We start from the raw sequence: 23,140 nt of genomic DNA on the forward strand, positions 1-23,140 counted from the left end.
ACGGCCGCGAACCTGCCAGCGCAGCAGGCGCTGACGGTCCCCCAGGGACTCACCCTTCCGACGCATCCGACGCACCCGCTGGGCGCCGTCGCCGCCGACCCGCTTTCCGCCGACGATCCCGAGGAGCTGGGCAGCTACCAGCTGATCGGCCGGCTCGGCGAGGGCGGGATGGGCACCGTCTACCTCGGCGTCGGCCCGCTTCGCGACGGCCGGTCGATACCCGCCGCCTCCCCCGGCGGCGGGCCACCCGGCGGTGCCGCGCTCAGCGGGGCGGCGCTCAGAGGGACGGCGCTCAGAGGGACGGCGCTCAGAGGGACGGCGCTCAGCGATGCCGCGCCCGGTGACAATCCGGCCGACGACACGACGATCGGCGGGGCGATCGGCGGGGCGGCGAAGATCGGGCCGAACGGCATCGAGGGTGACCTGCGGCTGGTCGCGATCAAGATGATCCGGGCGGACCTGGCCCGGCTGCCCGAGTTCCGGGAGAGGTTCCTGCGCGAGGCGGACGTAGCGCGCCGGGTCGCCCGGTTCTGTACCGCGGAGGTGCTCGAGGTCGTCGACCCGCCGGATGGGCCGCCCTACCTGGTCACCGAGTACATCGACGGGCTGACGCTCACTCACGCCGTGCTCGCCGGCGGCCCGCTGCGCACCGGCGACCTGGAACGGCTGGCCGTCAGCGTCGCCGCCGCGCTGACCGCGATCCACGGCGCCGGGTTGGTACACCGCGACCTCAAACCGTCGAACGTGATCCTCTCCTCCCTCGGCCCGCGCGTCATCGACTTCGGCATCGCCAGGGCCACCGACGCGCACGGCGTGCTGAGCCACGACATCCAGCGGATCGGCACGCCGGCGTTCATGGCCCCCGAGCAGGCCAACGGCCGGCTGGTGACGGCCGCCGCGGACGTCTTCGCCTGGGGCGGACTGGTCACCTACGCGAGCACCGGCGTGCTGCCCTTCGGCGACGGGCCGACGCCGGTCCAGCTCTACCGGGTCGTGCACCTGGAACCGAACCTGGAAGGCCTCGGCCCGGCGCTGCGCCCGATCGTCGAGCACGCGATGCGCAAGGACCCCGCGGAGCGCCCAACCGCCCAGGAGCTCTTCATGCGCCTGGTCGGCATGGGCCCGCCGACCCACCCCGACCCGGCGGTGAGCCGGGCGATCCGCTCGGGCGCGATCCCCGGCCAGCCGCCGGGCGCGGCCGCGGGCGGCGGTGCCGGACCTGGCATTGGCACCAACGGGCCCACGGACGCCGACCCACCCCTGGCCGCCGTTGGGACTGGGGCTGGGGCCGCCGGAACCTCTGGCACGCGCGGGGTCGCCGGGGACGCGGCGGGCGGGCCGGGCGGCGTCGGCGCACCCTTCGGCGACGACGGCCCGACCGGTGGTGAAGCCCTCGGCGGGTACCCCGGCCCGCCGGGGCGGACCTGGCAAGACCGGCTGCGCCACGGCTCCCTGATGATCACCCCGCTGCTCGCGCTGATACTGATCGCGGTCCTGATCCCGGTGGTCCTCGGGCGGGCACCCGCGTCAAGCCCGACGCCGGCCGCGCTCGCCGCGGCGGTCGCCACGTCCGCCGATGAGATCCGTTCCACCGACGCCGGCCTGGCCGACGCGCTGAGCCTCGCCGCCTTCCGGATCAACCAGGCCCCGGCCGCCCGGGCGAGTCTGCGCACCTCGTTCGCCGCCGCCGCGGCGAGCCCGCTTCCCGGGCATACCGCGTCGGTGCTCGGCGTCGCCGTGAGCCTCGACGGCCGGCTCGCCGCGACCGCGTCCGCCGACGGCACCACCCGTCTTTGGGACCTCGCGGCACTGACCGGTCAGACCGAGGGGACGGCCCTTCAGGAGACGCCCCTTCAGAGAACGCCGTCCGGGGAGGCACCGTCGCTCGCGCGGCCCGCGCCTTCCGCGTCTCCCGGGCCATCCGCGTCTCCCGGGCCATCCGCGTCTCCCGGGCCATCCGCTCCTCCCGGGCAGGCTGGTCTACCCGCGCCGCTAGCGGTGCTGAGCGGGCACGACGGCTGGGTCACCGCCGCCGCCTTCAGCCCGGACGGGACCCTCCTCGCCACGGCGGGCTACGACCGCACCGTGCGTCTGTGGGACGTGAGCAAGCCGGCCAGCCCGGTGAAGATCGCGACGCTGACCGGCCACGAGGGCTATGTGCTGTCCGTCGCGTTCAGTCCGGACGGCGGCCTGCTGGCATCGTCCGGCTACGACGACACAGCCCGGATCTGGGACGTCCGAGACCCGAGGCACCCGACGGAGCTGAGCGTCCTGACCGGCCACACCGGCTGGGTACGCCAGGTCGCGTTCAGCCCCGACGGCCGGCTGCTGGCGACGGCGAGCACCGATCACACGGCCCGCCTCTGGGAGATCGGCGACCCCCGTCGTCCCCGCGAGCTGGCCACCCTGTCCGGTCATACCGACTACGTCTGGGCTGTGGCCTTCAGCCCGGACGGCCGTCAGCTCGCCACCGGTGGCTATGACGGCACCGCGCGCCTGTGGGACGTCACCGACCCGAGCCACCCGCGCCTCCTTGAGACGATCAAGGCGGATTCCCGCTGGGTGCTCACGCTGGCCTTCAGCCCCGACGGCCGCATGCTCGCCACCGCCGGCCGCGACAACACGGTCCATCTCTGGGACCTCACCACGAGCGGGCGGTCCGCCGCCGTCGGCAGGCTTTCCGGCCACGCCGACTGGATCCAGGACCTTGCCTTCACCCCTGACGGCCAGTCGGTCCTCACCGCCGCCGCCGACCACACCGCACGGCTGACCCCGCTCGACGACACCAGGCTGCTGGCGACCGCCTGCCGCACCGGATCCGCCCAGTTGGATCCCGTCCAGTGGCGGCACTACATCCCCGAGGCCCCCTACCGCCCCGTCTGCTGACGACCGCCTCCACGGGGCGGCCACGGATCTACGACGCAGTCACAGACCTACGGCGGCCACGGATCAGGGAGCAGCCACGGGTCCGGAGAACAGCCACGGATCTGTCACGCAGCATCTGATCTACAGCACAGCCACAGACCTACGACACAGCCACAGACCTACGACACAGCCACGGATCCGGAGAACAGCCACGGATCAGAGGCAAGGGCCAGAGGACCGGTCGGAGCCGCCGTTCAGCTGGCATACCGGCCAATTATCGCGATTTTGCGGAGATCGCGATCTTACGGAATCCTGATCCCGCGGAAATAGCGTGCCGMGGCATCGGCCGAGGTGGCCGCGTTCAGCACGCACCRCCGACCAGGCGCGAGACCATAGTGATGACCAGGTCACCGGCAAGCCGGAACTTATCGGTGCACGATTCCATAGCGACGGCGATCCAGTGATCGGACCGTTTCAAGATATAGTTCGCCATGGCCACGAGTGCCGCGACCTCATCCATATCACCGGCCTCGCGGGAGGAGATAGAAGTTTCTCACCCTTACGCAATGCAGGCAGGTACCGCCCGTTTAAGGCATGTCATGGTAGCCGGCTCGACTGTTGAGGCCGCTCATCTGCCGCTCATCGAGCGGCAGATGAGCGGCCCCGAACACCGCGAAGATCGCCGGATAGGTGAACCGGGGAGTGCATTCCAGTTACCCCCTCCATCCAAGTTGGGAGGGCAGTCGGGATGACGAGTCCGACGCGGTCGGATGTCCGTTGTCGGCATTCAGGGCCGGTTGCTTTTCTCTCATTCCGGACTACGATGAACACATGTTCGATATGCGTGACGGCCGTGCTCTGTCGTCACCCGACGCACCGGCGGTTTCCGCGGATACCGCCCCGCCGCGACGAGGTGTTCGATCTGGATCCCCCTCTCGGCCCGTCGGTTCCAGGCCGTCCCAGTCCGGCGTCCCGCCACGACGGTCGTCGTCTCGATCGGTGGTACACCCTTGCCGCACGAACGCCGCCGATGCCCGGACGCCCGTCGACGCGGACGAAGGACTCGAGGCGCTGTCCGCGGCGTCTTCCGTGTCGGGCTCGGTCGATGCGCCTGGCGCGTCCAGGCTCCCCGCCGGTCCGACCACCGCCAAGGCGCCGGCCATCGCCGCCCCGGACGCATCCGGCCCATCCGATCCCACCAACACCGGCCCTCCGACGTGCCCCGCCGCCTCGACCGGCTCGGGCTCCTCGGATCGCCCGGGTTCCTCCGCTCCCTCAGGCTCCCCAGACCGCCCGGGCTTCGCCACCCACCCAGGCTCCCCGAGCCGCCCGGATTCTCTGAACCACGCGGACTCCCCCGCCCACTCAGGCTCCCCAGGCCGCCCAGGCTTCGCCACCCGCTCAGGCTCCCCGGACCGCTCGAATTCTCTGAACCGCCCGGGTTCCTCCGCTCCCCCAGGCTCCCCAGACCGCCCGGGCTTCGCCACCCACCCAGGCTCCCCGAGCCGCCCGGATTCTCTGAACCACGCGGACTCCCCCGCCCACTCAGGCTCCCCAGACCGCCCGGGGGGTTCCTGGGACGGTGGCAGCCAGGCCGAGGCAGTGGCCGCTGGGCCTGACGATGGGCCGTCGGGGCGGCTGAAGGTTGTGGATGCCGCATTCGACGCGGTGCTGGCCGGGTTGGCGGGCTGCGCCGAGCGTGAGGCGTTTGACCTGGTGGTGGGACTGGTCCGGCTGGCGTCCCGGCTGCAGGGGCTGACGATCCGGGCGCAGGTCCAGCTCGCCCGGCTTCGACCCGCACCTCCCGACGGCGGCGAGGACGCAGGGCCGTACTCGGAGTTCCTCGCCGACGAGTTGGCCGCCGAGCTGGGTCAGTCCCCGCGTACCGCTTCCGCCCGGCTCGCGCAGGCCTGGGACATCGCCCATCAGGTCCCCGACGCGCTCGACGCGCTGAGCGCAGGCCAGCTGGACCACCCCCGGCTACTCGCGCTGCATGACGTCACCCAGGCGCTGTCCGACGGGCAGCGAGCCACGGTCGAGGCGCGGATGCTGGCCGGTGCCCGGTTGAAGTCGCCATCGCAGTGGCGCCRCAAACTGCACCGGATCGTGGCTCGGATCGATCCGGACGCCGCCGCGCGCCGGCACAAGGACGCCCACGCTCAGCGCGGGGTCGCCGTCAAGGCGCTGGAGGACGGCATGGGCCTGCTCTCGGCGACGTTGACGGCGGCGGACGCACGCGCGATCTTCGACCGGATCGATGGAATCGCCAGGGCGGATGCCCGAGCCGACGGCGTCAGACGGCCGATCGACGCCCGGCGAGCCGACGTCCTGGCCGCGCTGCTGTTGGGCAACCGCCGCGAGCTGGTGAAGGTCGAGATCCAGGTCGTCGCCGCGTCAAGGGCCACATTTGTGAAGATCTGGATACAAGCGGCCTGAGCTGCGTTCCTTCGCTTGCCGGCAGATGTGGATCATAGTCAAGTGGCGTCAGGGCGAGGAGCTGCTTGCTCCGCCTCTGGCGGGTTGGCCGGTCCCACCGCCTAGCATGATCGCGGCTTGTGCCCTCCCATGGTCGTATTCCTGGCCCGTCCACGACCACGGCGGGGCACAGACACCGATCATGCAGGCGGCCAACCTTAGCGAACGCGGCGCTCACGGCCGAGATTGGCTCTGAGCTGCGCTTGCAGGGTGCTAACAATTGCTAGCACCGCCGAGGCAGGGTCAAGGCGAGCGGCCCGCGCGGGTCAGGCGGGTAGGGCGCGCTGCTGTTCCCGCCATGTGCGGGTGGTGTCGACGAGTTCGCCGATGGCGGGATGGCTCTTGATCGGCTCTACGGCGCGGTGAATCTTCTTCACGCGGCTCTCGACGTGGGCAGCCTGGAATGGAAGTGCCAAGGTGAGTCCTTGCCCGACGAGCGCCCCAATACGTTCCGGGTCGTACTGCCCGCTGCGGGCGACCGCGAGAGCCTCGTCCAGAAGAATGTACGGTTTATAGTCACTTTCCCTAGAATCGATAATCGGCCGGGCGACTTCCCGCACCTTCTCGGGACGCCCTAGGCGTGCGTAGGCGAGTGACGCCGCCATTGAGGCTGAAGACAGGGAATAGGTGGTTAGATCGTCAATAATTGTATTGCCTGTCGCGGGTCCCTGTTCTGTGGGTGAGAGACTGTGGGTGATGTCCATCGCCTTGCCGACGGCGGCGTCGACTCCGCCACCGTCTCCTAGTCCTGCTTTTGTCGGGGCAAGGGCATCGCTCAGCAGCAGTGCGCGTTGYGGGCCGGTGCGGGCGTGGCGTAGACCGTCGTTCGCGTATTGCTGTGCGCCGGCGGGGTTTCCGGCGTAGTCCTCGACGATGGCCTGCATGTAGCGGGTCCACGCGATCAGGTTGTCATCGTCGAGAAGATCCGCCCGTTTGTGCGCTTCGGCAAGGGAGACACGGGCCGCGTCGGTGTCGCCTGCGTTGTTGTGGACCCATCCGCGAAGCCCGGCCGTGATCGTCGCCGCGTGCCACAGGTGGGCGCTGTCGGCGGGCCGGAGCGTGAGGTTCGCCTGTATTCCGTCGATCAGCCGTTGGACGCTGTCAATCTGGCTGATCAGCGCGGTGGGTGGCGTGGTGCGGTAGGCGTTCGCGAGTCCGGAGATCTGTGCGTCCACGACGGGAAGAATGCTGTCTGCCCGCGCGGTTCCTTCCAACAGGAGAAGCCGGTCCGTCGGGGTGAGCGCGGGAATCGCGCCCAGTGCCGTTCCGGCACCGAGCAGCGCGAACAGATCACGTCGGTTCATCGTTCCCACCTCCAGCGGGCCGCGCGGCGACGGGTCGCCACCGATTTGCACCAACGGCGGTACCGGTACCGCCGTCGTCTCTTCATCGGGGTCGTGGGTGGTGTAGCCGTGGCRGGCCGCTTCCCGCTCTGTGAAAGCCTTGTCGCGCATGCGCAACAGGGCGTGTTGCGCGCCCAAGGCGGTGTCGAGTGCGGTGAACCCGGTGACGGACAGAACCCTGCCCTCGGCGAGGTTCTTCACGTGTGTGCGGGAGAAACCCGTCCGGTCGGCAAGGAGGGTGTAGTTCAGCCCGCGTGTGTCGATCAGTCGCTGGACTTCGTCGACGAGGGCGAGCAGTGCGGGTGTGGTAGGCGGTGGCCTGCGCTGCGCGCGAGGGTGGGATGTCATCCGGTGTCCTCCAGCTCCCGCCGGATCACTGATGTTCACGATCGTAGCCGGGTCGGTCCGTTCCGTAGGGGTTCTCGCCGTGCTGCCGGGTCTGCAACCCACTTGCACCCCGTGCCCGCCCCCGCTACCTGCGCTTGCACGGTGCTTACTCCTGCAAGCGGGTCGGATTCCGCAGCCTGCCCCGGGTCACGCTGCGCCGCGTCTCGCCCGACAACCGTGGTTGTCGGACCTCGGGCCTCGGGTGGCGGATGGCCCCGRCCGCCACCCGGGTAGCGGCCGGGTGGGGTTCCCGGGGCCGTGAGCGGGCTGTTTCCGGGCCGGTGCGGTCTGGGCCGTTACCCGCTACACGTCCTATCGGTGCAGGTCAGCGCCGGTGGGTGCCGTAACGGAGGGCGTTGCGGCACCGTTACCCGTCGGCGGGGTCGCTACCGGCCCGTCCGGGTGCGAAGTCCTCGGGCGCGAGCGACCCGACGACCGCCGCGAGCAGGTCCCGTTCAGTGGCGGACCCGTCCGGCGGGCCGAACGCGAGCACCACCCCGACGTCCCCGAACCCGGCGACGAACACCGCCCCATCCGGCAACCGTGCGGCCTGCTCCGCCAGCTCGGACGCTGTCATGCCCGGTGTCAGCTTGATCGTCGTGACCGACCCGACCGACGTCGACCTTGCCCGGCTCATGCCGCCACCGGCCACACGCCCGCCGGCCGCAGAACCGCCGCCCAGTCCGGGGCGCGGTCGCAGTCGAGGATCTCCCACACCACGCGGTACTGCGGCCCGCCGGGCGCGTGGATCGTCACCGGATGCGGCAGGATCACCACGCCCACGTGCCAGGCACAGTGCGGCCGGACCCCACAGACCACCACCGGCGCCGGCCCCGCCCCGTCCGCCGCCCGCCGGTCCGCCAGCGCCCGGCCGACCCCGAGCGCGAGCATCGACCGGGCAGGCGACACCAGCGCCGGACACGCCACCGCCACCACCGACCGGCCCGCGCGGGCCAGTCGTCCCGCCACCGCGTGCGCCGGATACACCCCCGCCGGTACCCAGTCCGGCCACGGCTCGGCATCCAACAGCACCCCTGCCTTGCGTGGCAGCGCCACCGGCCCGAGTACGACCCGTACCGACCCGAGGCCGCTGCCCTCCACGTCGACCGTCACGACCGTCACCKCCTGCTCCCTTCGCCGTCCTACGGCCATGACACGCTCCGCGCGGACGACGAAACAGGCTGCAACCGGTACGCCGGTACGGTGCTGCGCGCCGGACACCCGCCCGCCCTCGGTTCAGCCGGGAGTCCTGTAGCGGCCCGGCACGGGTGTAGCGCCACCGCTACACCCGCCGCGACACCCGGCACGGCATCTGGCCTGCACAGATGCCGGTGTGTAGCGGGTAGCGCCCCGACTCGTCCGAGGCTCGAAACCGGCCCAACCGGGCGTGACGTCCCCGATGCCGCCGCTACCCGCTACACCGCTCGGCACGCGCAGCGCTGTAACCACCGGGCTGGGGGGTAACCGGGCGGTTACCTGCGTGGTTACCGTCGCCACCGCCGGCGAGCTGCACCGATGCCGACGTGTAACCAGTAACGGCCGTGGCCACCGCACCCCCGAAACCGGCCCTACGGCCCCGCGCCGAGTGGGCGGGGCGGTTACCGGTTACCTCCCATGCCGCACCCGCCGCCCGCTGGCCGAGCGGGCACTCGTCCCGCCGGTGACGTTCGTTTACGGCTGTTTAGCTCTGTTTGGAACGATCGGTGGCGGCTGGGCGTTGTATTGGTTGTAGGGCCTGTTTTGCCTTGCCCCCGCTGCGCTCGTCCGGTGCCGGCCGGACATCCGCGTTGGAGGCTGCTTGGACCACGCCCCGCCGCCCACCACCACCAGCCGCCGCCCGCCGTCCCCCGCCCGTTCGTCCACGTCCCCGAGGAGCCCTGATGCACCCGCACCACACGCCCAGGACCCGCCCGAAACCCTGCCCACGCCAGTCCCGGCCGCCTCCGCCGTGGTCCTCGGCGACGCTGACCGTGCCTTGATCCGCGCGGCCGTGCGCGCGATGCCACCGCTGACCGACGAGCAGACGGACGCGATCGTCACCCTGATCACGGTCATCCGCGAGCGGCGACAACGCCCGGCACCACCCGACCGGTAGCCATCGCTACGACCGGCTCCCGGCCGGAAACGACGCGGCCCCGTCTCCCGAGGAGGGAGACGGGGCCGCGTGCGTTGAGACGGTTACCGGGACGTCAGGCCTGCGGCGGACGGCTGAACACGAGGGCCCACCGGTTGGCCGCGCTGCGGCCGTTGCGCTTCACCACCAGACCCTCGGCGTGCAGCTCGCGCAGATACCGGTCCACCGAGGTCCGCGACTGCCCGACCGTCGCAGCGATCTCGTTCATGGTGATGGTCTGCGGGCTGGCCGGCACGGCGGCCAACACCGCGTCGCGCGTGGACGGTGTCAACGCCACGTCCACCGCGCCCGTGCCGTCCCAGTCGAACCGCGACACCGAATGGTCACCCCACCGCAGCGCACGCCGGACCGTCAGACTCGGCAACGCCAGTCGAATCATCGTTCGCAGAGCGTCGACATCGTCGGCTTCATACGCGCGGTCCCACTCCTGCGCGGCGATATCCGCCGGAACCACCACCGCCTGATCCTCGGCGATCTCGTCGAGTTCGACCGTGATCTCCTCGACGCGCGCGAGGATCGGTTTCAGCGCTATGTCGACCCGCTTGGAACCCCACTGCTTTGACTTCTCCGCGATGCTGTCCGCTTCGGACTCCAGGTATTCGAGTTCCGTCCGAAGTGCCGCCCGCTTCGCACCCACGGTCGCGGTCCGCTGGGCGATCAGCCCAGCCCAGCGCGGATCACTCAGACGGGCTTTCACCGCCGTCCCCACAGCGGCCATCGTCACGCCCGCGTCGATGGAATTTCCCGGGCAGTGATTCCGATGATTACCGGGCTGCTGCCTGCACCGGTACTGCCCGCCCAGGTTCTTCGTTCCGTACATCTTCCGACCGCACTCGCCGCACCGTATGAGCCCAGACAGAACATGGACCCTGCCGAGTGGACGCCCGGGGCCGCGCGCCGAGAGCAGCGCACAAAGCCGCTTCCATTCGTCCTCGCTCACGGTCGGAACGAAATGCTTACGCTGCCCATGGGCCACACCATCAAACATGATCAACCCGGCGTGTCCGGGGCGGATCAACGTCCGGCGAAGCGTGGTCCGTTCCCACAGCTCGYCCGTCGCCGTGGGAACACCCCGCTCGTTCAACTCACCCGCAAGCGCCGAGACACTGGTTTCGCCCGCGAGCAACCGCCGATAGCACTCGCGGACAATCTCCTTCTCCGCCTCGATCACCGCATCCTCGACCATCGATCGCGGATCGCCCGGTTCCCAGCCCGGCGGCACCGGCGCGAACCTCGGCATCGCGTAACCGCGCGAACCGAAAACCCACACGCCCCTGCGCGCCTTCCGACGCTTCCCACGGCGACTACGCTCGGAAGTCTTGTCGGACTCGTGCGCCGCCTTGTTCATCGCGTCGCGAAACGCCGCGCGCCCGTCCGCCGTCAACAGGTTGTAGTCAACCGACTGGGACCAGACGAGAACACCCGACTGCGCCGCCTCGATCAGCCGCTCACCCTCGATCGGCTTACGGGTGAACCGAGTAAGGTCCAGCACCCACACACCGTCGGAAACACCGGACTCCAGCCCGGCCATCAACTCCAACCAGTCCGGCCGAACCACCTTCGGGTTCCACGCCGACTTGGAGTTGTCCCGGCTAAAGACCCGCCCGAGGACACCCCCGCGCCGCTTGATGTCCTCGGTCCCGATCTCGACCTGCTCATCGACGTTGATCGTCGACCCGTCCGCCGCGAACGACAGCCGCGCGTACAGATCGATGACCGGCTTACCGCCCCCCTCGGGGCCTACGTTCGTCATGCACAGGAAGGTACATATGCGACCTGTGCTGCCGTCGGCACCCTCGCCGGGCTGGACGACAACCCCGCCGAACTCGTCGGCCACGGCCCGATCCCGGCCACCATCGGCCGCCGACTGGCAGCCGACGCGAACTGGCGCCGCGTCCTGACTGACCCGGATAACGGCACCGTTCTGGACCTGGGGCACCGCCGGATCCCGACCCCGGCACTCGCCCGCCTCATCCGCCATCGAGATACCCGATGCGTCTTTCCCGGCTGTGGAATGCCCGCCACCCGCTGCGACCTCGACCACACCATCGCCCACGCCAAAGGCGGCTCAACCGCCCTCGACAACCTTGGCCTACTTTGCCGCCACCACCACTCCGCAAAACACCGAGGCGGCTGGACACTCAACCAACCCGAACCAGGCATCTTCATCTGGACAAGCCCAACCGCTCGGACCTACCGAGTCAACACCACCGCAAACGACGAGGAAGGCACGCTCCCCGACGAAGACACCAGCAACTGGGCCACCATATGCGTCGACAGACCGACCAATCTCAGCCCCAACGGCAGCGGCAACGGCAAGAAGCGACCGCGCAGGGAAGACCTATGCCCCTTCTGACACTTTTCTCGGACGCGAAACGCGGACGGTCACCACACCGGTGGGCTAGCGACCGGCCCAGCACCGCCAGCCTTCAGCACCGCCGACAAGAAACGACCGGGTAGAGACCCCTTCTAACCCAGTTTCCGTGAGGCGAAACGTTGGCGCTCGCAGGCCCTGTCAAGTCCTCGCCGATCCCCCGAGACCGGACCTGGCGATGGGTCAGGAGGGCCGGTCGGGCTTCTGGTTGCGCTCGGGGTTGTGGTTGCGGCCGGAGGCTCGGTGGCGGGGCTCGTGCCGATCGATGGCGGAGGTGCCGGCCATGCGGCGGCGGCGGGGGACGCCAGAGCGGTCGAACAGGGGCGGCTGACCGGGCGCGCCGAGTTCGGCGGGCCGGCCCGGGTCCGGCGGGTGGACCGCCGAGCCGGGCGGGATGGGCTGGCCGGCGGGAATCGGCCGGCCAGACTGGATCGGCGTCACCGGCGGCGCCAGGCTCGGCGTTGCCCCGCCGACCGACACCCCGCCGACCGACACCCCGCTGGCCGGTGCCCCGCTGGCCGGTGCCCCGCTGGTCGACGCCCCGCTGGTCGACGCCCCGCCGATCAACGCCCCGCTGGCCGACGCCCCGCTAGCCGAGGCCCCGCTGGCCGGTGGTGGGAGAAGCGGCGACGACGCCCGCGGCGGGCCTGACACGCCGCCGGTCGAGGACGGGTCGGGCAAGGACAGGGGCGAAGGAGACAACGGGGGCAGCGGAGGAAGCGGAGGCGACGAAGGCGACGGGGTCAGCAGGACGGCGCCGGAACCCGCGCCCAGCGGTACCGGCAGCGGGGGCGGCTCCCCCGGGGGCGGCACCGGAGGAAGCGGTGGCACCGACCGCGCGGCGCGGGCGCGGCGCGGCGGGTCGGCCGAGGCCTGCTGCCCCGGTGTCCACAGGGAGGGCTCCTGATGGCCCGGACCGCCAGCCACGATGTCCGGTTCGCCGACGCGATGGTGCGGCCGGTGGCGGCCGCGCAGACGCTCCTCGGTGACCCTTCCGGCGTCCGCGCCCCTGGCCGCACCCACGCCCCTGCCGGGGTCCGCGCCCCTGCCCGCACCCACGCCCCTGCCGGGGTCTGTGCCCCTGCTCGCGGCCATGTCGGCGGCCGGGCCGCCGGCCGCCGGCCCGCCGGGCGAACCTGCCGGAAGCGCGGGCAGCGCATGGGGCCCACGGTCAAGACCGCCGTCCCCGCTCGTGCCGAGATCGCCGCCCGGCGAGCCGTCGACGGCCGCGCCGGCGCCGGGTGGCAGGGCCAGCCTGCTCGTCGTGCCACCCAGCTCAAGGGCGCCGGCCGTGTCCGGGTCGGCGAGCTGGGCGAGGCGGCGCTGCTCCTCCTCGGCGAGCCGGGCCCTGGCCTGCTCGTAGCGGCTGGGGCCGCGGCGGAGCCTTGCCCGCAGCCGGGAGTCGGCGGAACGGGCGGCAGCCACCAGGCGCGGTTCTTCCAGCCTGGCGCCCAGCGCCTCGGCGGCCATAGCCCGTTCGGCGGCGAGCTCCCGCTCGAGCTGGGCGATCCGGTCCGACTTCTCCATGTCGAGCGCGACCAGCCGCATGCGTTCGGCGTCGAGTTTCGCCCATTCCTGCTGATGCAGCCGGGCGGCGGCCATGCCCTCGTCACGCATCGCGACCACCCGCAGGTACAGCTCGAGCCGGTTGCGCTCCAACCGGGCCAGCAGCGGGTTGGCCACCCAGGGCGACAGCAGCTCGGCGACCCTGGTCGCGAACGGCGCGCGGCGGTCGACGACGACGCCGAGGCCGAGGATCGGCGCGACGGTGAAGAACCGAAGCTCGGGGTGGCCGGCGACGAACTCCTCGACGGCGGTGCGCACCCCGTTGCGCGGGCCGCCCTCGGCGAGCGCCCACGCGTAGGCGCCGTCGCCGCGCATTCCGCGGCCGAGGACGGCATCGGACGTGTCGAGGGTCACACCGACGTCCCAGGAGTGGGGCTGGAGGTCGGCGTCGGTCAGCCGGTCGGGGGCCCGGTACTGGTCGCGCCGGCCGGTGGGCCAGCCGACGTCGTGGACGATGACCAGCGGGAACGTGTTCCGGCCGAACTCGTGGACGGCGTCGTCGACCGCGGCGAGCGTGGCGGCGACGGTGGCGTAGTTCGCGTCGCCGTCGATCAGGTAGGCGTCGGTCGGGGTGTGCCCGTCGAGCCCGGCGGCGCCGTGGTCACGAACCACGTCGATGTCCAGGCCGCGGCCGGCGCTCGGTACACGACCCGGCTCGGGGTCGACGATGAGCAGCCGGCCACCCCCGCCGGCGCGCAGCAGCTCGACGACGAGGCCGGTCGTGGAGCCGTTCTCGGCGCCGAGGACGGTGACGCTGCGGACGCTGGCCGCGCCCAGCAACGGCAGCCAGACCTCCCGCAGGTCGATGAGCGATCGCAGCAGCAGCGGCTGGCCGCCCGTACGGTTCGCGGCGCTCGGGTCGTAGCCCTCGACCGCGCCACGGCCGCCCTGGCCGTATACAGCGAGCTCAGCGGCTGAACCGGGCTCGGCCGCGACGGCGGCCGCCAGGTCGGCGAAGCTCTCCCGCAGGGCACCCTCACCGGCACCGGCGGCACCGGCGGCATCGGCGGCACCGCCAGCTCCCGCGGCACCGCCAGCGCCGGGGGTGCGCAGCGGGCCGGTGTTCGCGGAAGCGGCGGAGCGGACGTAGGGGCGGGCGGTGTGCGAGATGGGCTGCTCGTCCCGCCCATCGTTGCCCGACAGCCCGGCCGGGGCAGTGCTCGGCGTGTCGCTCACCGTGGGCCTCCCAGCCGGCCGTCTCGACCTGTCCAGGCCTGCCGCCGGATCCCGCGAGGCGAGTCGCCCACCCGGAGTCTTCCAGCTGTCACCGCAGGCCTCCCAGCTGTCGCATCACCCGGCGGGCGGCCCGGCGCGGCAGCTGCGGCCCCGACACCGGGCCTGCCGCGGCAGGCGCGGGAGCGGCCACTGGGTCCCCCCGGATCCCTATCCAACCARAAGCGAACTCGACGTCAATTGCGTACGTGCCGCCCAACTCTGGCATGTCGGGCAGATCCAGGTTGTAGACGAGTTGAGGGTCGTCGTCGAGGATTTCCACCAAGTTGGGCTGCAGTATTCTCAGCCCCACCAGACCGAGAACAATGCCGCGCCTACGGTCAGCCAATCCGGTGTCGCCGGGCGTCCCAGCAGGGATACTGCGGCCCATCACGTCCGGAAGCGAACCCGGCCCGTCGAACGCGGTGATCGTGACCTGCCGGGGCTCGCCCGCGCCGACGATGTGAAAGGCGAGGGTCAGCCAGTCGAGCCGAAGCAGGCCCCGCCGGCCGGCGGGGTCGATCCGGACGCGGCGGACGCCGACGGCGTCGACGACCCGCAGCCGCACCAGCGACAGCCCGTCCCGGCCCGCGTAGGGCACCGCGGTGGCCTTGGGGCCGCGGGCGAAGTCCGCGCCGGTGTCGACGTACACCTCGACGGGGCCGGCCGCGGCCGGCGCCGACAGTTCCCGCGGGTCGATTCCCGCGGCGGCCGCGAGCTCGGTGACGACCGCCAGCGGCCGGTTCGCGACGGCGGCGACGGCCGCGGGCCAGGTCGCCTCGCGCAGCGGCAGCTCCGCCAGGCCCACCGGGCTCAGGTAGGGCATCCGCCTGATCAGCTCGGCGGGCAACAGACCCCGGCCATCCTGCTCGGCGGGCTCGGCGGGCTCCGCGCCAGCCAGCACCGCGCCGACCGGACCAGCCATGTCGGCCGAGCCAGCCGCACCGGCCGGGCTAGCCACGCCGACTGGGCCAGCCACGCCGACCAGACCAGCCGCACCGGCCGCGTCGGCGAGCGAGCCGACCGCCGGGGTACTCGTCGCCTCGATGCCGATCGGCTCGTCGTCATCGCCGTCGTGTCGCCAGGAACCGAAGGTCGCGGCCTCCGCCGTCGTCGGCCGGGCGACGAACCGGGCAAGCATGCGTAGCAGCGCTAGCCGGGCGCTGTCGCCGCCCAGTGACGGCAGCGCGCTGTCGGGGCTGTCCGGGCTCTCCGCCCGCCGGTAGCGCAGCCACTCCCGCTGAAAGGCGCGGGCACCGTCCTGGGCGGCGGCCCGCTGCGCCAGCTGCGTACGGCTGGTCCGGGCAAGGCCCAGCAGCGGGGTGGACATCTCGTCGAACGAGGCGAGCCGGCCCGTGTCCGCCATGGCGACCTGCTCGACGACCGCCGGGGCGCGCAGCAGCTGGCCGGCGAGGCGCGCCGGCTGGCCGCCGGAGACGAGGTAGCCCTCCATCCGGTGGCCGGCGAGCTGGTACTCGAGAGCGGCGGGGCCGGTCCCCAGGTAGAGCCCCACGGGGATGACCTCGCGGCCGGTGGCGGTGAGCAGCCGGGCGAGCAGCGCCTGGGTGGTCCCGTCCCAACCAAGATCGACCAGTACGGCCGGGCCACGCTCGGGCAGCCGTTCGTCCAGGTAGCGCAGGAATCGTTCGCGCAGCCGCTCGGCGGCCAGCACGATCTCGCCGCGGACGCGGTCGTCGCGGCTGAGCGTCTCCAGCAGCTCGTCGAGGATCTCGTCGAGCAGCCCGGCCGGCACGTCGAGCCGGCGGCCGGCGAGCGCGGAGATCCCCGGCACGGCGGCGAGATCGACCCGTAGCCGGCGCAGCAGCGCCCCGACGGTGCCCACAGCGCCCCCGGTACCGGGGGCCGGACCGCCAGCACCGGCGTGCGCGGGGCCGGTGCCGGCGTGCCGCAGGAAGGCGCGCAGCTCCTGGGGTGAGGCCTCGAACACGTTCGCCAGGGCACACACCTCACGCGACGCCCACAGCGGCCTGGCCGCGACGCCGGCGTCGCGGCCCGGGCTCTCGAGCAGGCTCGCGACGAACCGGCCGGATCGCATCAGGCAGAACGCCTCATCGGCGCCGAGCTCCCGGGTGCGCTCGACGACCCATTCGGCGAAGCCGGTGAACACCGGGCCGAACACGGTCGCCCCGGTGTCCCAGAAGCGGCGCAGTGCCCGGGGGACCGTGGCGGCGTCGGCCTGGTGCAGGACGCGGGCGCGCAGGGCGGTCAGCCCGAAGTCGCCGTACTCGAGGTCGACGGGGGCCGCGTCGTCCGGTTCGTCGAGCAGTCCCTCCATCGCGAACGTCGCGCGCAGGTCGCGCGCGGGGCCGCCCCTGCGCATGGTCGTGACGTTCCGCCCACCACGGCTGTCCTGCCCACCACGGCTGTCCTGCCCACCGCGGCCGTCCTGCCCACCGCGGCTGACCTGCGCACCGCGGCTGTTCTGCGCACCGCGACCAGCTGCCGGTTCCGAGCCCGCGGGATCGGGGTGCTCGCCGGTCGGGTCGCCGGCCAGGTACAGCAGCCTGGACGTGGGGGCACCGGTCGCCGCGAGCACATGGCCGAGCAGGCCCTCGGCCGTCCCGACACCGATGTCGGCCGAGGTGAACGGGCCGGCGAACGGGATGCCCGCGAGCTCCGGGCGCGCCAGCAGGCGCTCCAGCTGCGCCGCTGACAGGCAGGTGTCGGCGACGAGGTAGACCGGCAGGCCCAGTTTGAGAGCGGCGAGCTCGGCGAGCTCGACGGCGGCGAGGTCGACCCGGCAGGCCGCCCGCAGCGCGGCGACCTCCGCCTCCATCAGGGCGGCGAGCTCGCCGGCGCCGGGCAGCGCGGGCCGCAGCAGCGCCCAGATCTCGTCCAGCCGCGGCGGGGGGCCGCCTCCGTCCCCGGCGGCGGCCACGCCCTCACGGGTGGCCAGCACGCGGCGCCTGGCCTGCCGCTCGGCGAGGATCCTCAGGTGCGCGAACTGGCCGGGGGTGATGCCGGCCGGCAGCCGGCCGGCGGCGGCGAGCCGCTCACCGAGCAGCAGGAACACGTGCGCGGGCCGCGGTACCAGGCGCCACAGCAGCGTCTCGAAGACGTCGACGACGAGTACGTCCGCCCCGCCCGAGTCGAGGTGCGACCACGCGTCCCCCAGCCTCGCGTCGGTGAACACCGCGGTCACCCCCGTTCCAACGCCGTCGGCCGTGCGACGGCGGGGGAAACGGCGAACGACCTCCAGGGAAGCCCCAGATGTCCGCGCCACCGCGTGCGGTCGCCTCCGACAAGTAGCGAGGGAGGAGCCGGCCACCGCACCGGAGGCGAAGTGGACTGCACCGTCGCGCCTCCTTCAGCCAGGGCGGGGCAAGGCGCCGACCGGTGCCGGAGCAGGCTGGCCGATACTATGAACCGCCTCCCGGGTGGCGGGCACCGGCGTCAACGGCGACGCGGGCGGTGGGGTGGCTGTGGCCCACCGTGCTCATCTCCTGTGCGGCGATGGTGGCCGGGTTCCCACCGGGTCAGCGAAGGCGATCCGGAAGGTCCGCGGCCCGGCACGGGTAAGGACACCACCGTTGCCGAATCCGGACCTCACCCGCCTCGGTGGGCCTAACCGGGACCATGGCACGATCGGGACAACAACCGGGGCCGCGCCAAGGCGCGCGGCGGTCCCGCGACGTCCCGGGGTCCGGCGTCGTACAGGGTCGAGAAGGAGCCGAGGAGTGCAGCTCGCAGGTGCTGGCCCCGCCGCCGACCCGGGCGGCGCGACGGGAGCGTCCCCGATACCGTTGCCGCCCACGCCGACGAACGCGACGGCGTCATCGTTGCCGTCCGCGTCCGCGTCGACCTCGCCGTCCGCGTCGACGGCTCCCGACCAGTCGTCGTCGCCCATGTCCTCGCAGGCGGCGTCCCCGTCGGCGCAGGCCGTGCCACCGTCCGCCTCTCCGATCTCCCCGACGCCGCGCCCGGCGCCGGCGCGCAGGTCCGGTGCCGGGCCGCGGCACGCGGCGAGGAACTCACAGCAGACCCCCCGGCAGACGCCGGGCTCCACCGGTCCGGCGGGGGCACCGGGCTCCGCTGGTCCCGGCAGGGCCCCGGGAGCGCTGGCCAAGCGGTCGCGCGCGCAGAGCAGGGTCCGCTGGGAGCTGCTGCGCAACCTGATCCGCAAGGACATCAAGGTCAAGTACAAGGGCTCGACCCTCGGCTTCGCCTGGTCCCTGGCGAACCCGCTGCTGCTGCTGGTGGTGTACACGTTCGTCTTCCAGGTCGTGTTCAGGTCGGGTGTGCCGCGGTTCGGCATCTACTTCCTGTCCGGCCTGCTCATCTGGAACGCGTTCGCGGGCAGCGTGTCGACCGCCTGCGGCAGCGTCATCGGCAACGCMAACCTGGTGAAGAAGGTCCGTTTCCCGCTGCAGGTGCTACCGCTGTCCGCGGTCGGCTTCGCCGCGGTGCACTTCGTGTTGCAGCTGCTGGTGCTGCTGGTGCTCACGCTGGCGCTCGGCTACCCGCTGATCGGAGGCGGGCTGCTGCTGCTCGTCCCGGCCGGTGCGGTGGCGTTGGTGTTCACCATCGGGATGTCGATGCTGGTCTCGGCGCTGTCGGTGCGGTTCAAGGACGTGCCGCACCTGGTCGAGGTGGCCCTGATGGCCTGGATCTGGCTGAACCCGATGGTCTACGCGTTCGGGATGATCCAGCAGAAGCTGCACGAGTACACCTGGGTCTACGAGCTGAACCCGATGGCCGTGGTGGTCATRGCGTTCCAGCGGGCCATCTACGTCGACGCCACCGCCACCAAGCCCGACGGCACCCAGCTGCAGGTCCTCGCCGACCCGGGGTACCTCTACTACCTCGAACGTCTGGCCATGGCCGGGGCGATCTCCCTGGCCGTGCTGGCGCTCGGCGTCTGGGTGTTCCGCAAGCTGCAGGCCGACTTCGCCGAGGACCTCTAGTGAGCCAGACCTCCCCGCCCCTCCCCGCCGGCGCGGCCGCGACGCCGGCGCTCGGCCGGCCCGCCGGCGGTGGCGCGACCGCCAGCGTCAGCGCCGGGGTGCTGCCGACCGGGGGCACGAGCGCGAGGGGCGGCGCCTCCGCGGCGGGGACCGGCCCGACCGTGATCCGCGCTACCAGCGTGAGCAAGAGGTTCGTCTCGTACCACAAGCGGGCGACGAGCCTGAAGGAGGCGTTCGTCCGCCGCGGCGGCCTGGCCGGCGAGGACTTCTGGGCGCTGCGCGACATCAACATCGAGATCGCTCGCGGCCAGACCGTGGGCCTCGCCGGCGCGAACGGCTCCGGCAAGTCGACGACGCTCAAGGTGCTCGCCGGCATCCTGCGCCCGACCAGCGGCAAGGTCGAGGTGCAGGGCCGGATCGCCTCGCTGCTGGAGCTCGGCGCAGGGTTCAACGGCGAGCTGTCCGGCCGGGACAACGTCTACCTGAACGCCTCCCTGCTCGGCCTGTCCAAGCGGGAGATCGACAAGCTGTTCGACTCGATCGTCGACTTCGCCGAGCTGTCACACAAGATCGACGACGAGGTGAAGCACTACTCGTCCGGCCAGTACGTCCGGCTCGGCTTCGCCGTCGCCGTGCACGTCGACCCGGACATCCTGCTCGTGGACGAGGTCCTCGCCGTCGGCGACGAGGCCTTCCAGCGCAAGTGCCTCGCCAAGATCGACGAGTTCCGGAACCAGGGCCGCACGATCCTGTTCGTCACGCACTCGCTCGACCTCATCGAGAACATGTGCGACCGGGTCGTCGTGCTCGAGGCCGGCAAGGTGATCCACGACGGTGCGCCGGACATCGGCACGAAGCTGCTGCGCCAGCGGCTCGGCAGCTCACCGACCGAGGGGGCCGGCGCCTACAGCGCGGCGACGGTCCGGCCGGAGACCGTCGGTTTCAGCTCGTCTCCCGGCGCGGCGCCGCAGATCTCCTACGATCCCGGCGATCGGATGACGGTGAGCGTGGGCATCGAGGTCACCGAGGGCGCACCCGAACGGATCAGCGCGCGTTGCGTCGTCGTCGGCCCGCAGGAGATCCCGATCTGGGTGATGGAGACCCCGGCGGGAGGCATCCCGGTCGGCCAGGGCTTCACCGTCCTGGATTTCACCGTCGACGCGCTGCCGGCGCTGCGCGGCGCGTTCGCCGTGCGGGTCGAGGTCGCCGACGCGGCGACCGGCATATCCATCACCTCACGTCGCTTCCACGAGCTGTTCGGGATCAACAGCTCGCACGCCGAGGGTCTGATCCACGTCGACTACGAGGCAAGGCCGCGGGCATGAGCCACATCACCAACCTGACCAGCAACGACCTGACGAGTGCCGCCGCCGCGGCGCCGCCCGCCATGGCGGCACTCGGTGTGGCGGCACCCGGTGTGGCGGCCCCGGGCTCGCTGACCAAGGCCACGCCTGGTGCCCCGGGAGTCGGCGGCATCTCCGACGCCCAGGACACGGGCGGCGCGGTGCCAGCCGCCGGGCACCCCGACGGGGGCGGGTCKGGCTCCGGCTGGGGCGAGCGGCCGCTGGCGACCATCGTCATCGTCAACTGGAACGGCGCCCACCTGCTGCCACCGTGCCTGGACGCGGTCGCCAAGCAGGTCACCGGCTTCGGGTTCCAGACCTGGGTCGTCGACAACGCGTCCAGCGACCACTCGCGGGCGATGCTCGCCGAGCGCTACCCCTGGGTACGGGTGATCGAGTCGTCGAGGAACCTCGGCTTCGCGGGCGGCAACAACCTGGCACTGCGCCAGGTGAGCACGACCTACGCGGTGCTGCTGAACAACGACGCCATCCCGGAGCCGGACTGGCTGGCCAACCTGCTGGCCCCCTTCGACCAGCCCGGCGGGGACAAGCTGGGCGCGGTCACCGGCAAGGTGGTGTTCCTGCCGCGGTTCCTCCGGCTGCGCCTGGAGACCCCGACCTTCTCCCCCGGCCCGCACGACTCGCGCTCGCTCGGCGCGCGGATCTCGTCGGTGACGGTCAACGGCCGCGACGTGCTGCGCGACGTCCTCTGGGAGAAGCTCACCTTCGGGGCCGAAGGGCCGCCGACCGCGCCGTTCTTCTGGACGCGCGGCAACGGCGAGATGCTCGTGCCCGTGCCTGAGAGCGGGACGGTCACGCTCGGGCTCACCTGGGCGGCCGAGGCCGCGAAGACGGTCATGCTCAGCTGGGACGGGCACTCGGGCCCGGCCGACGGCGGCCCCGGCTGGGCGGCGGCCGACGGCGGCGCCGCCCGCTTCGCCGCGCTGCCGGTCACTGGCACCGAGCCGAACGCCGTCTCGGTGACGATCGACGACACCGCGCCGCGCGTCGACGTCATCAACAACGTCGGCGGGATCGTGCTGCGCGACGGCTACGGCGCCGACCGTGGCTACCAGGAGGTCGACACCGGCCAGTTCTCCAACCCGGAGGAGGTCTTCACGGCCTGCGGGAACGGGATGGCCATGCGCGCGGAGCTCGGCCACGACCTGGGTTGGTTCGACGACGACTTCTTCCTCTACTACGAGGACACGGATCTCTCCTGGCGGATCCGCTCCCGCGGGTACAGCATTCGTTACGTCCCCGGCGCCGTGCTGCGGCACGTGCACTCGGCGTCGAGCGTCGAATGGTCGCCGCTGTTCGTCTTCCACACCGATCGCAACCGGCTGCTCATGCTGACGAAGGACGCCACGCTGCCCCTCGCGGCGGCCGCGGTGGCGCGCTACCCCCTGACCACCGCGTCCATCGCGATACGGACGCTGCGCCAGGGGTGGCGGGCGCGCAGCCGGCCGGCAGTGCGGCCCACGCTGCTGCGACTGAAGGTGATCGCGTCCTACCTGCGGCTGTTCCCGAGCATGGTCGGGCGCCGCCGGGAGATCGGGCGCACCGCGAGCGAACGGCGCCGCGCGCTGCAGGACTGGCTGGTGTCACGATGACAGACCATCCCGACGAGAACACCTACGGGGACAGCCCCTTCGAGACAGCCGACCCTGGTGGCCCGGACGGTGGCACGGCCCGCCCCGGTGGCGACGGTTTCGGTGCGCGGGTGGGGGCCGGCGGCTTCCCGGGCGGCGGCTGGTCCGGTGAGGAGTGGTCGGCGCGGGGGCAGGACTCGTTCGGCCCGCCGCCCGCCCCGACGCCCATCGACTTCGACCCGCTCGACCCGCTCGGCCTGAGCCGGCTGGGCTCGCTGGACGAAGTGGGCCGGGCCGACCCGCTGGACCTTCCGACCCGGTACGACGAGAGCGCGCGGCCTGCGCCGCTTGGCTCGTCCTTCGACCCGTCGTTCGACTTCCGGGACCGAGCCGCCACGTCCGACGGCAACGCCTACCCGGGACCGCGCGACCCGCTGGACTCGCTGGACTCGCTGGACTCGCTGGACTCGCTGGACTCGCCAGGCAGACTGGACCGACCGGGCAGGCTGGACCCGCTGGCGGGGCTCGAGCCGCTGCCGCCGCTGGGCATTCCCACCCGGCCGGACGAGGGCACCAGGCCGACACCGCCGCGCTCGCGCCCGGAGCCGCTGTCCTCGCTGGAGCCGCTGGAGCCCGCGTCGTCGCCCCAGCCGCGATCGGCTCGTGAGCCGCTTGCGTCGCCGGAGCCGGCCGGGCAGCCGGAGCCGGCCGGGCAGCCGGAGCCGGCTGGACCGGTGGAACCGTTCGGCACATCCGGCCTGGAGTCGCTTACGGGTCATGGCGACGTCGAGGCGTTGGAGGGGCAGGTCATCGACCGCGCCACCGGTCGTCCGGTCGACGTCCCCAGCCGGAACGCCCGTCTGACCGGCCCGTCGTACTTCGGCTCTGGCCCCTTCGTCAGCGATGGCACCGATGGCGACCCGC

At 72.2% G+C, this 23,140-nt stretch carries 11 protein-coding genes and 1 pseudogene; 6 read left to right on the plus strand and 6 right to left on the minus strand.

Annotated elements, in window-relative coordinates; all coding sequences use genetic code 11:
* Positions 1 to 78: 78 nt before the first annotated feature.
* Positions 79 to 2,886: a protein kinase domain-containing protein gene (locus BL253_RS05975; protein ID WP_420801625.1), complete on the plus strand. Its 2,808-nt coding sequence runs from the start codon at positions 79 to 81 to the stop codon at positions 2,884 to 2,886.
* Between the two features lie 1,626 nt (positions 2,887 to 4,512).
* The gene (locus tag BL253_RS05980) at positions 4,513 to 5,301 is read left to right on the plus strand and encodes a DUF222 domain-containing protein (RefSeq protein ID WP_241834566.1); all 789 of its coding nucleotides are present in this window, start codon (positions 4,513 to 4,515) and stop codon (positions 5,299 to 5,301) included.
* A gap of 305 nt (positions 5,302 to 5,606) precedes the next feature.
* On the opposite strand, the gene BL253_RS05985 is transcribed toward BL253_RS05980, so the two are convergent.
* The 4 genes from BL253_RS05985 to BL253_RS06000 all read right to left on the minus strand — a co-directional run bounded on the left by BL253_RS05985 (position 5,607) and on the right by BL253_RS06000 (position 10,957).
* On the minus strand, positions 5,607 to 7,031 hold the full coding sequence (locus BL253_RS05985) for a hypothetical protein (protein ID WP_076814283.1): 1,425 nt from the start codon (positions 7,029 to 7,031) through the stop codon (positions 5,607 to 5,609).
* A gap of 406 nt (positions 7,032 to 7,437) precedes the next feature.
* Complete coding sequence (locus tag BL253_RS42195) at positions 7,438 to 7,707, minus strand: hypothetical protein (RefSeq protein ID WP_158230332.1); 270 nt, start codon at positions 7,705 to 7,707, stop codon at positions 7,438 to 7,440.
* Positions 7,704 to 8,192: a hypothetical protein gene (locus tag BL253_RS05995; RefSeq protein ID WP_076814286.1), complete on the minus strand. Its 489-nt coding sequence runs from the start codon at positions 8,190 to 8,192 to the stop codon at positions 7,704 to 7,706. The genes BL253_RS42195 and BL253_RS05995 overlap by 4 nt, the downstream gene beginning before the upstream one ends.
* Before the next feature lie 1,067 nt (positions 8,193 to 9,259).
* Positions 9,260 to 10,957 (minus strand): recombinase family protein, encoded by a 1,698-nt coding sequence (locus BL253_RS06000; RefSeq protein WP_241834575.1) that lies wholly within the window; start codon positions 10,955 to 10,957, stop codon positions 9,260 to 9,262.
* 27 nt (positions 10,958 to 10,984) lie between these two features.
* Between BL253_RS06000 and BL253_RS43495 the strand changes: the two are divergent.
* Positions 10,985 to 11,560, plus strand: a pseudogene (locus BL253_RS43495) (HNH endonuclease signature motif containing protein); the annotation flags it as partial.
* Between the two features lie 201 nt (positions 11,561 to 11,761).
* Here the strand turns inward: BL253_RS43495 and BL253_RS42200 are convergent.
* The gene (locus BL253_RS42200; RefSeq protein ID WP_076814290.1) at positions 11,762 to 14,320 is read right to left on the minus strand and encodes a hypothetical protein; all 2,559 of its coding nucleotides are present in this window, start codon (positions 14,318 to 14,320) and stop codon (positions 11,762 to 11,764) included.
* Positions 14,321 to 14,408: 88 nt separating this feature from the next.
* Positions 14,409 to 17,510, minus strand: coding sequence for a haloacid dehalogenase (locus BL253_RS06015; protein ID WP_076814373.1), 3,102 nt, complete (start codon positions 17,508 to 17,510; stop codon positions 14,409 to 14,411).
* A gap of 544 nt (positions 17,511 to 18,054) precedes the next feature.
* On the opposite strand from BL253_RS06015, the gene BL253_RS06020 reads away from it, so the two are divergent.
* From BL253_RS06020 to BL253_RS06030, 3 genes are read left to right on the plus strand one after another with little or no spacing between them, the layout of a single operon-like run.
* Positions 18,055 to 19,281 (plus strand): ABC transporter permease, encoded by a 1,227-nt coding sequence (locus tag BL253_RS06020; RefSeq protein WP_476644105.1) that lies wholly within the window; start codon positions 18,055 to 18,057, stop codon positions 19,279 to 19,281.
* Entirely contained in the window at positions 19,281 to 20,606 is a 1,326-nt protein-coding gene (locus tag BL253_RS06025) for an ABC transporter ATP-binding protein (RefSeq protein WP_198946187.1), read from the plus strand. The genes BL253_RS06020 and BL253_RS06025 overlap by 1 nt, the downstream gene beginning before the upstream one ends.
* Positions 20,603 to 22,237: a glycosyltransferase family 2 protein gene (locus BL253_RS06030; protein ID WP_241834567.1), complete on the plus strand. Its 1,635-nt coding sequence runs from the start codon at positions 20,603 to 20,605 to the stop codon at positions 22,235 to 22,237. The genes BL253_RS06025 and BL253_RS06030 overlap by 4 nt, the downstream gene beginning before the upstream one ends.
* Positions 22,238 to 23,140: the final 903 nt, after the last annotated feature.

It is taken from the genome of Pseudofrankia asymbiotica (assembly GCF_001983105.1).
GTDB classification, from domain to species: Bacteria; Actinomycetota; Actinomycetes; order Frankiales; family Frankiaceae; genus Pseudofrankia; species Pseudofrankia asymbiotica.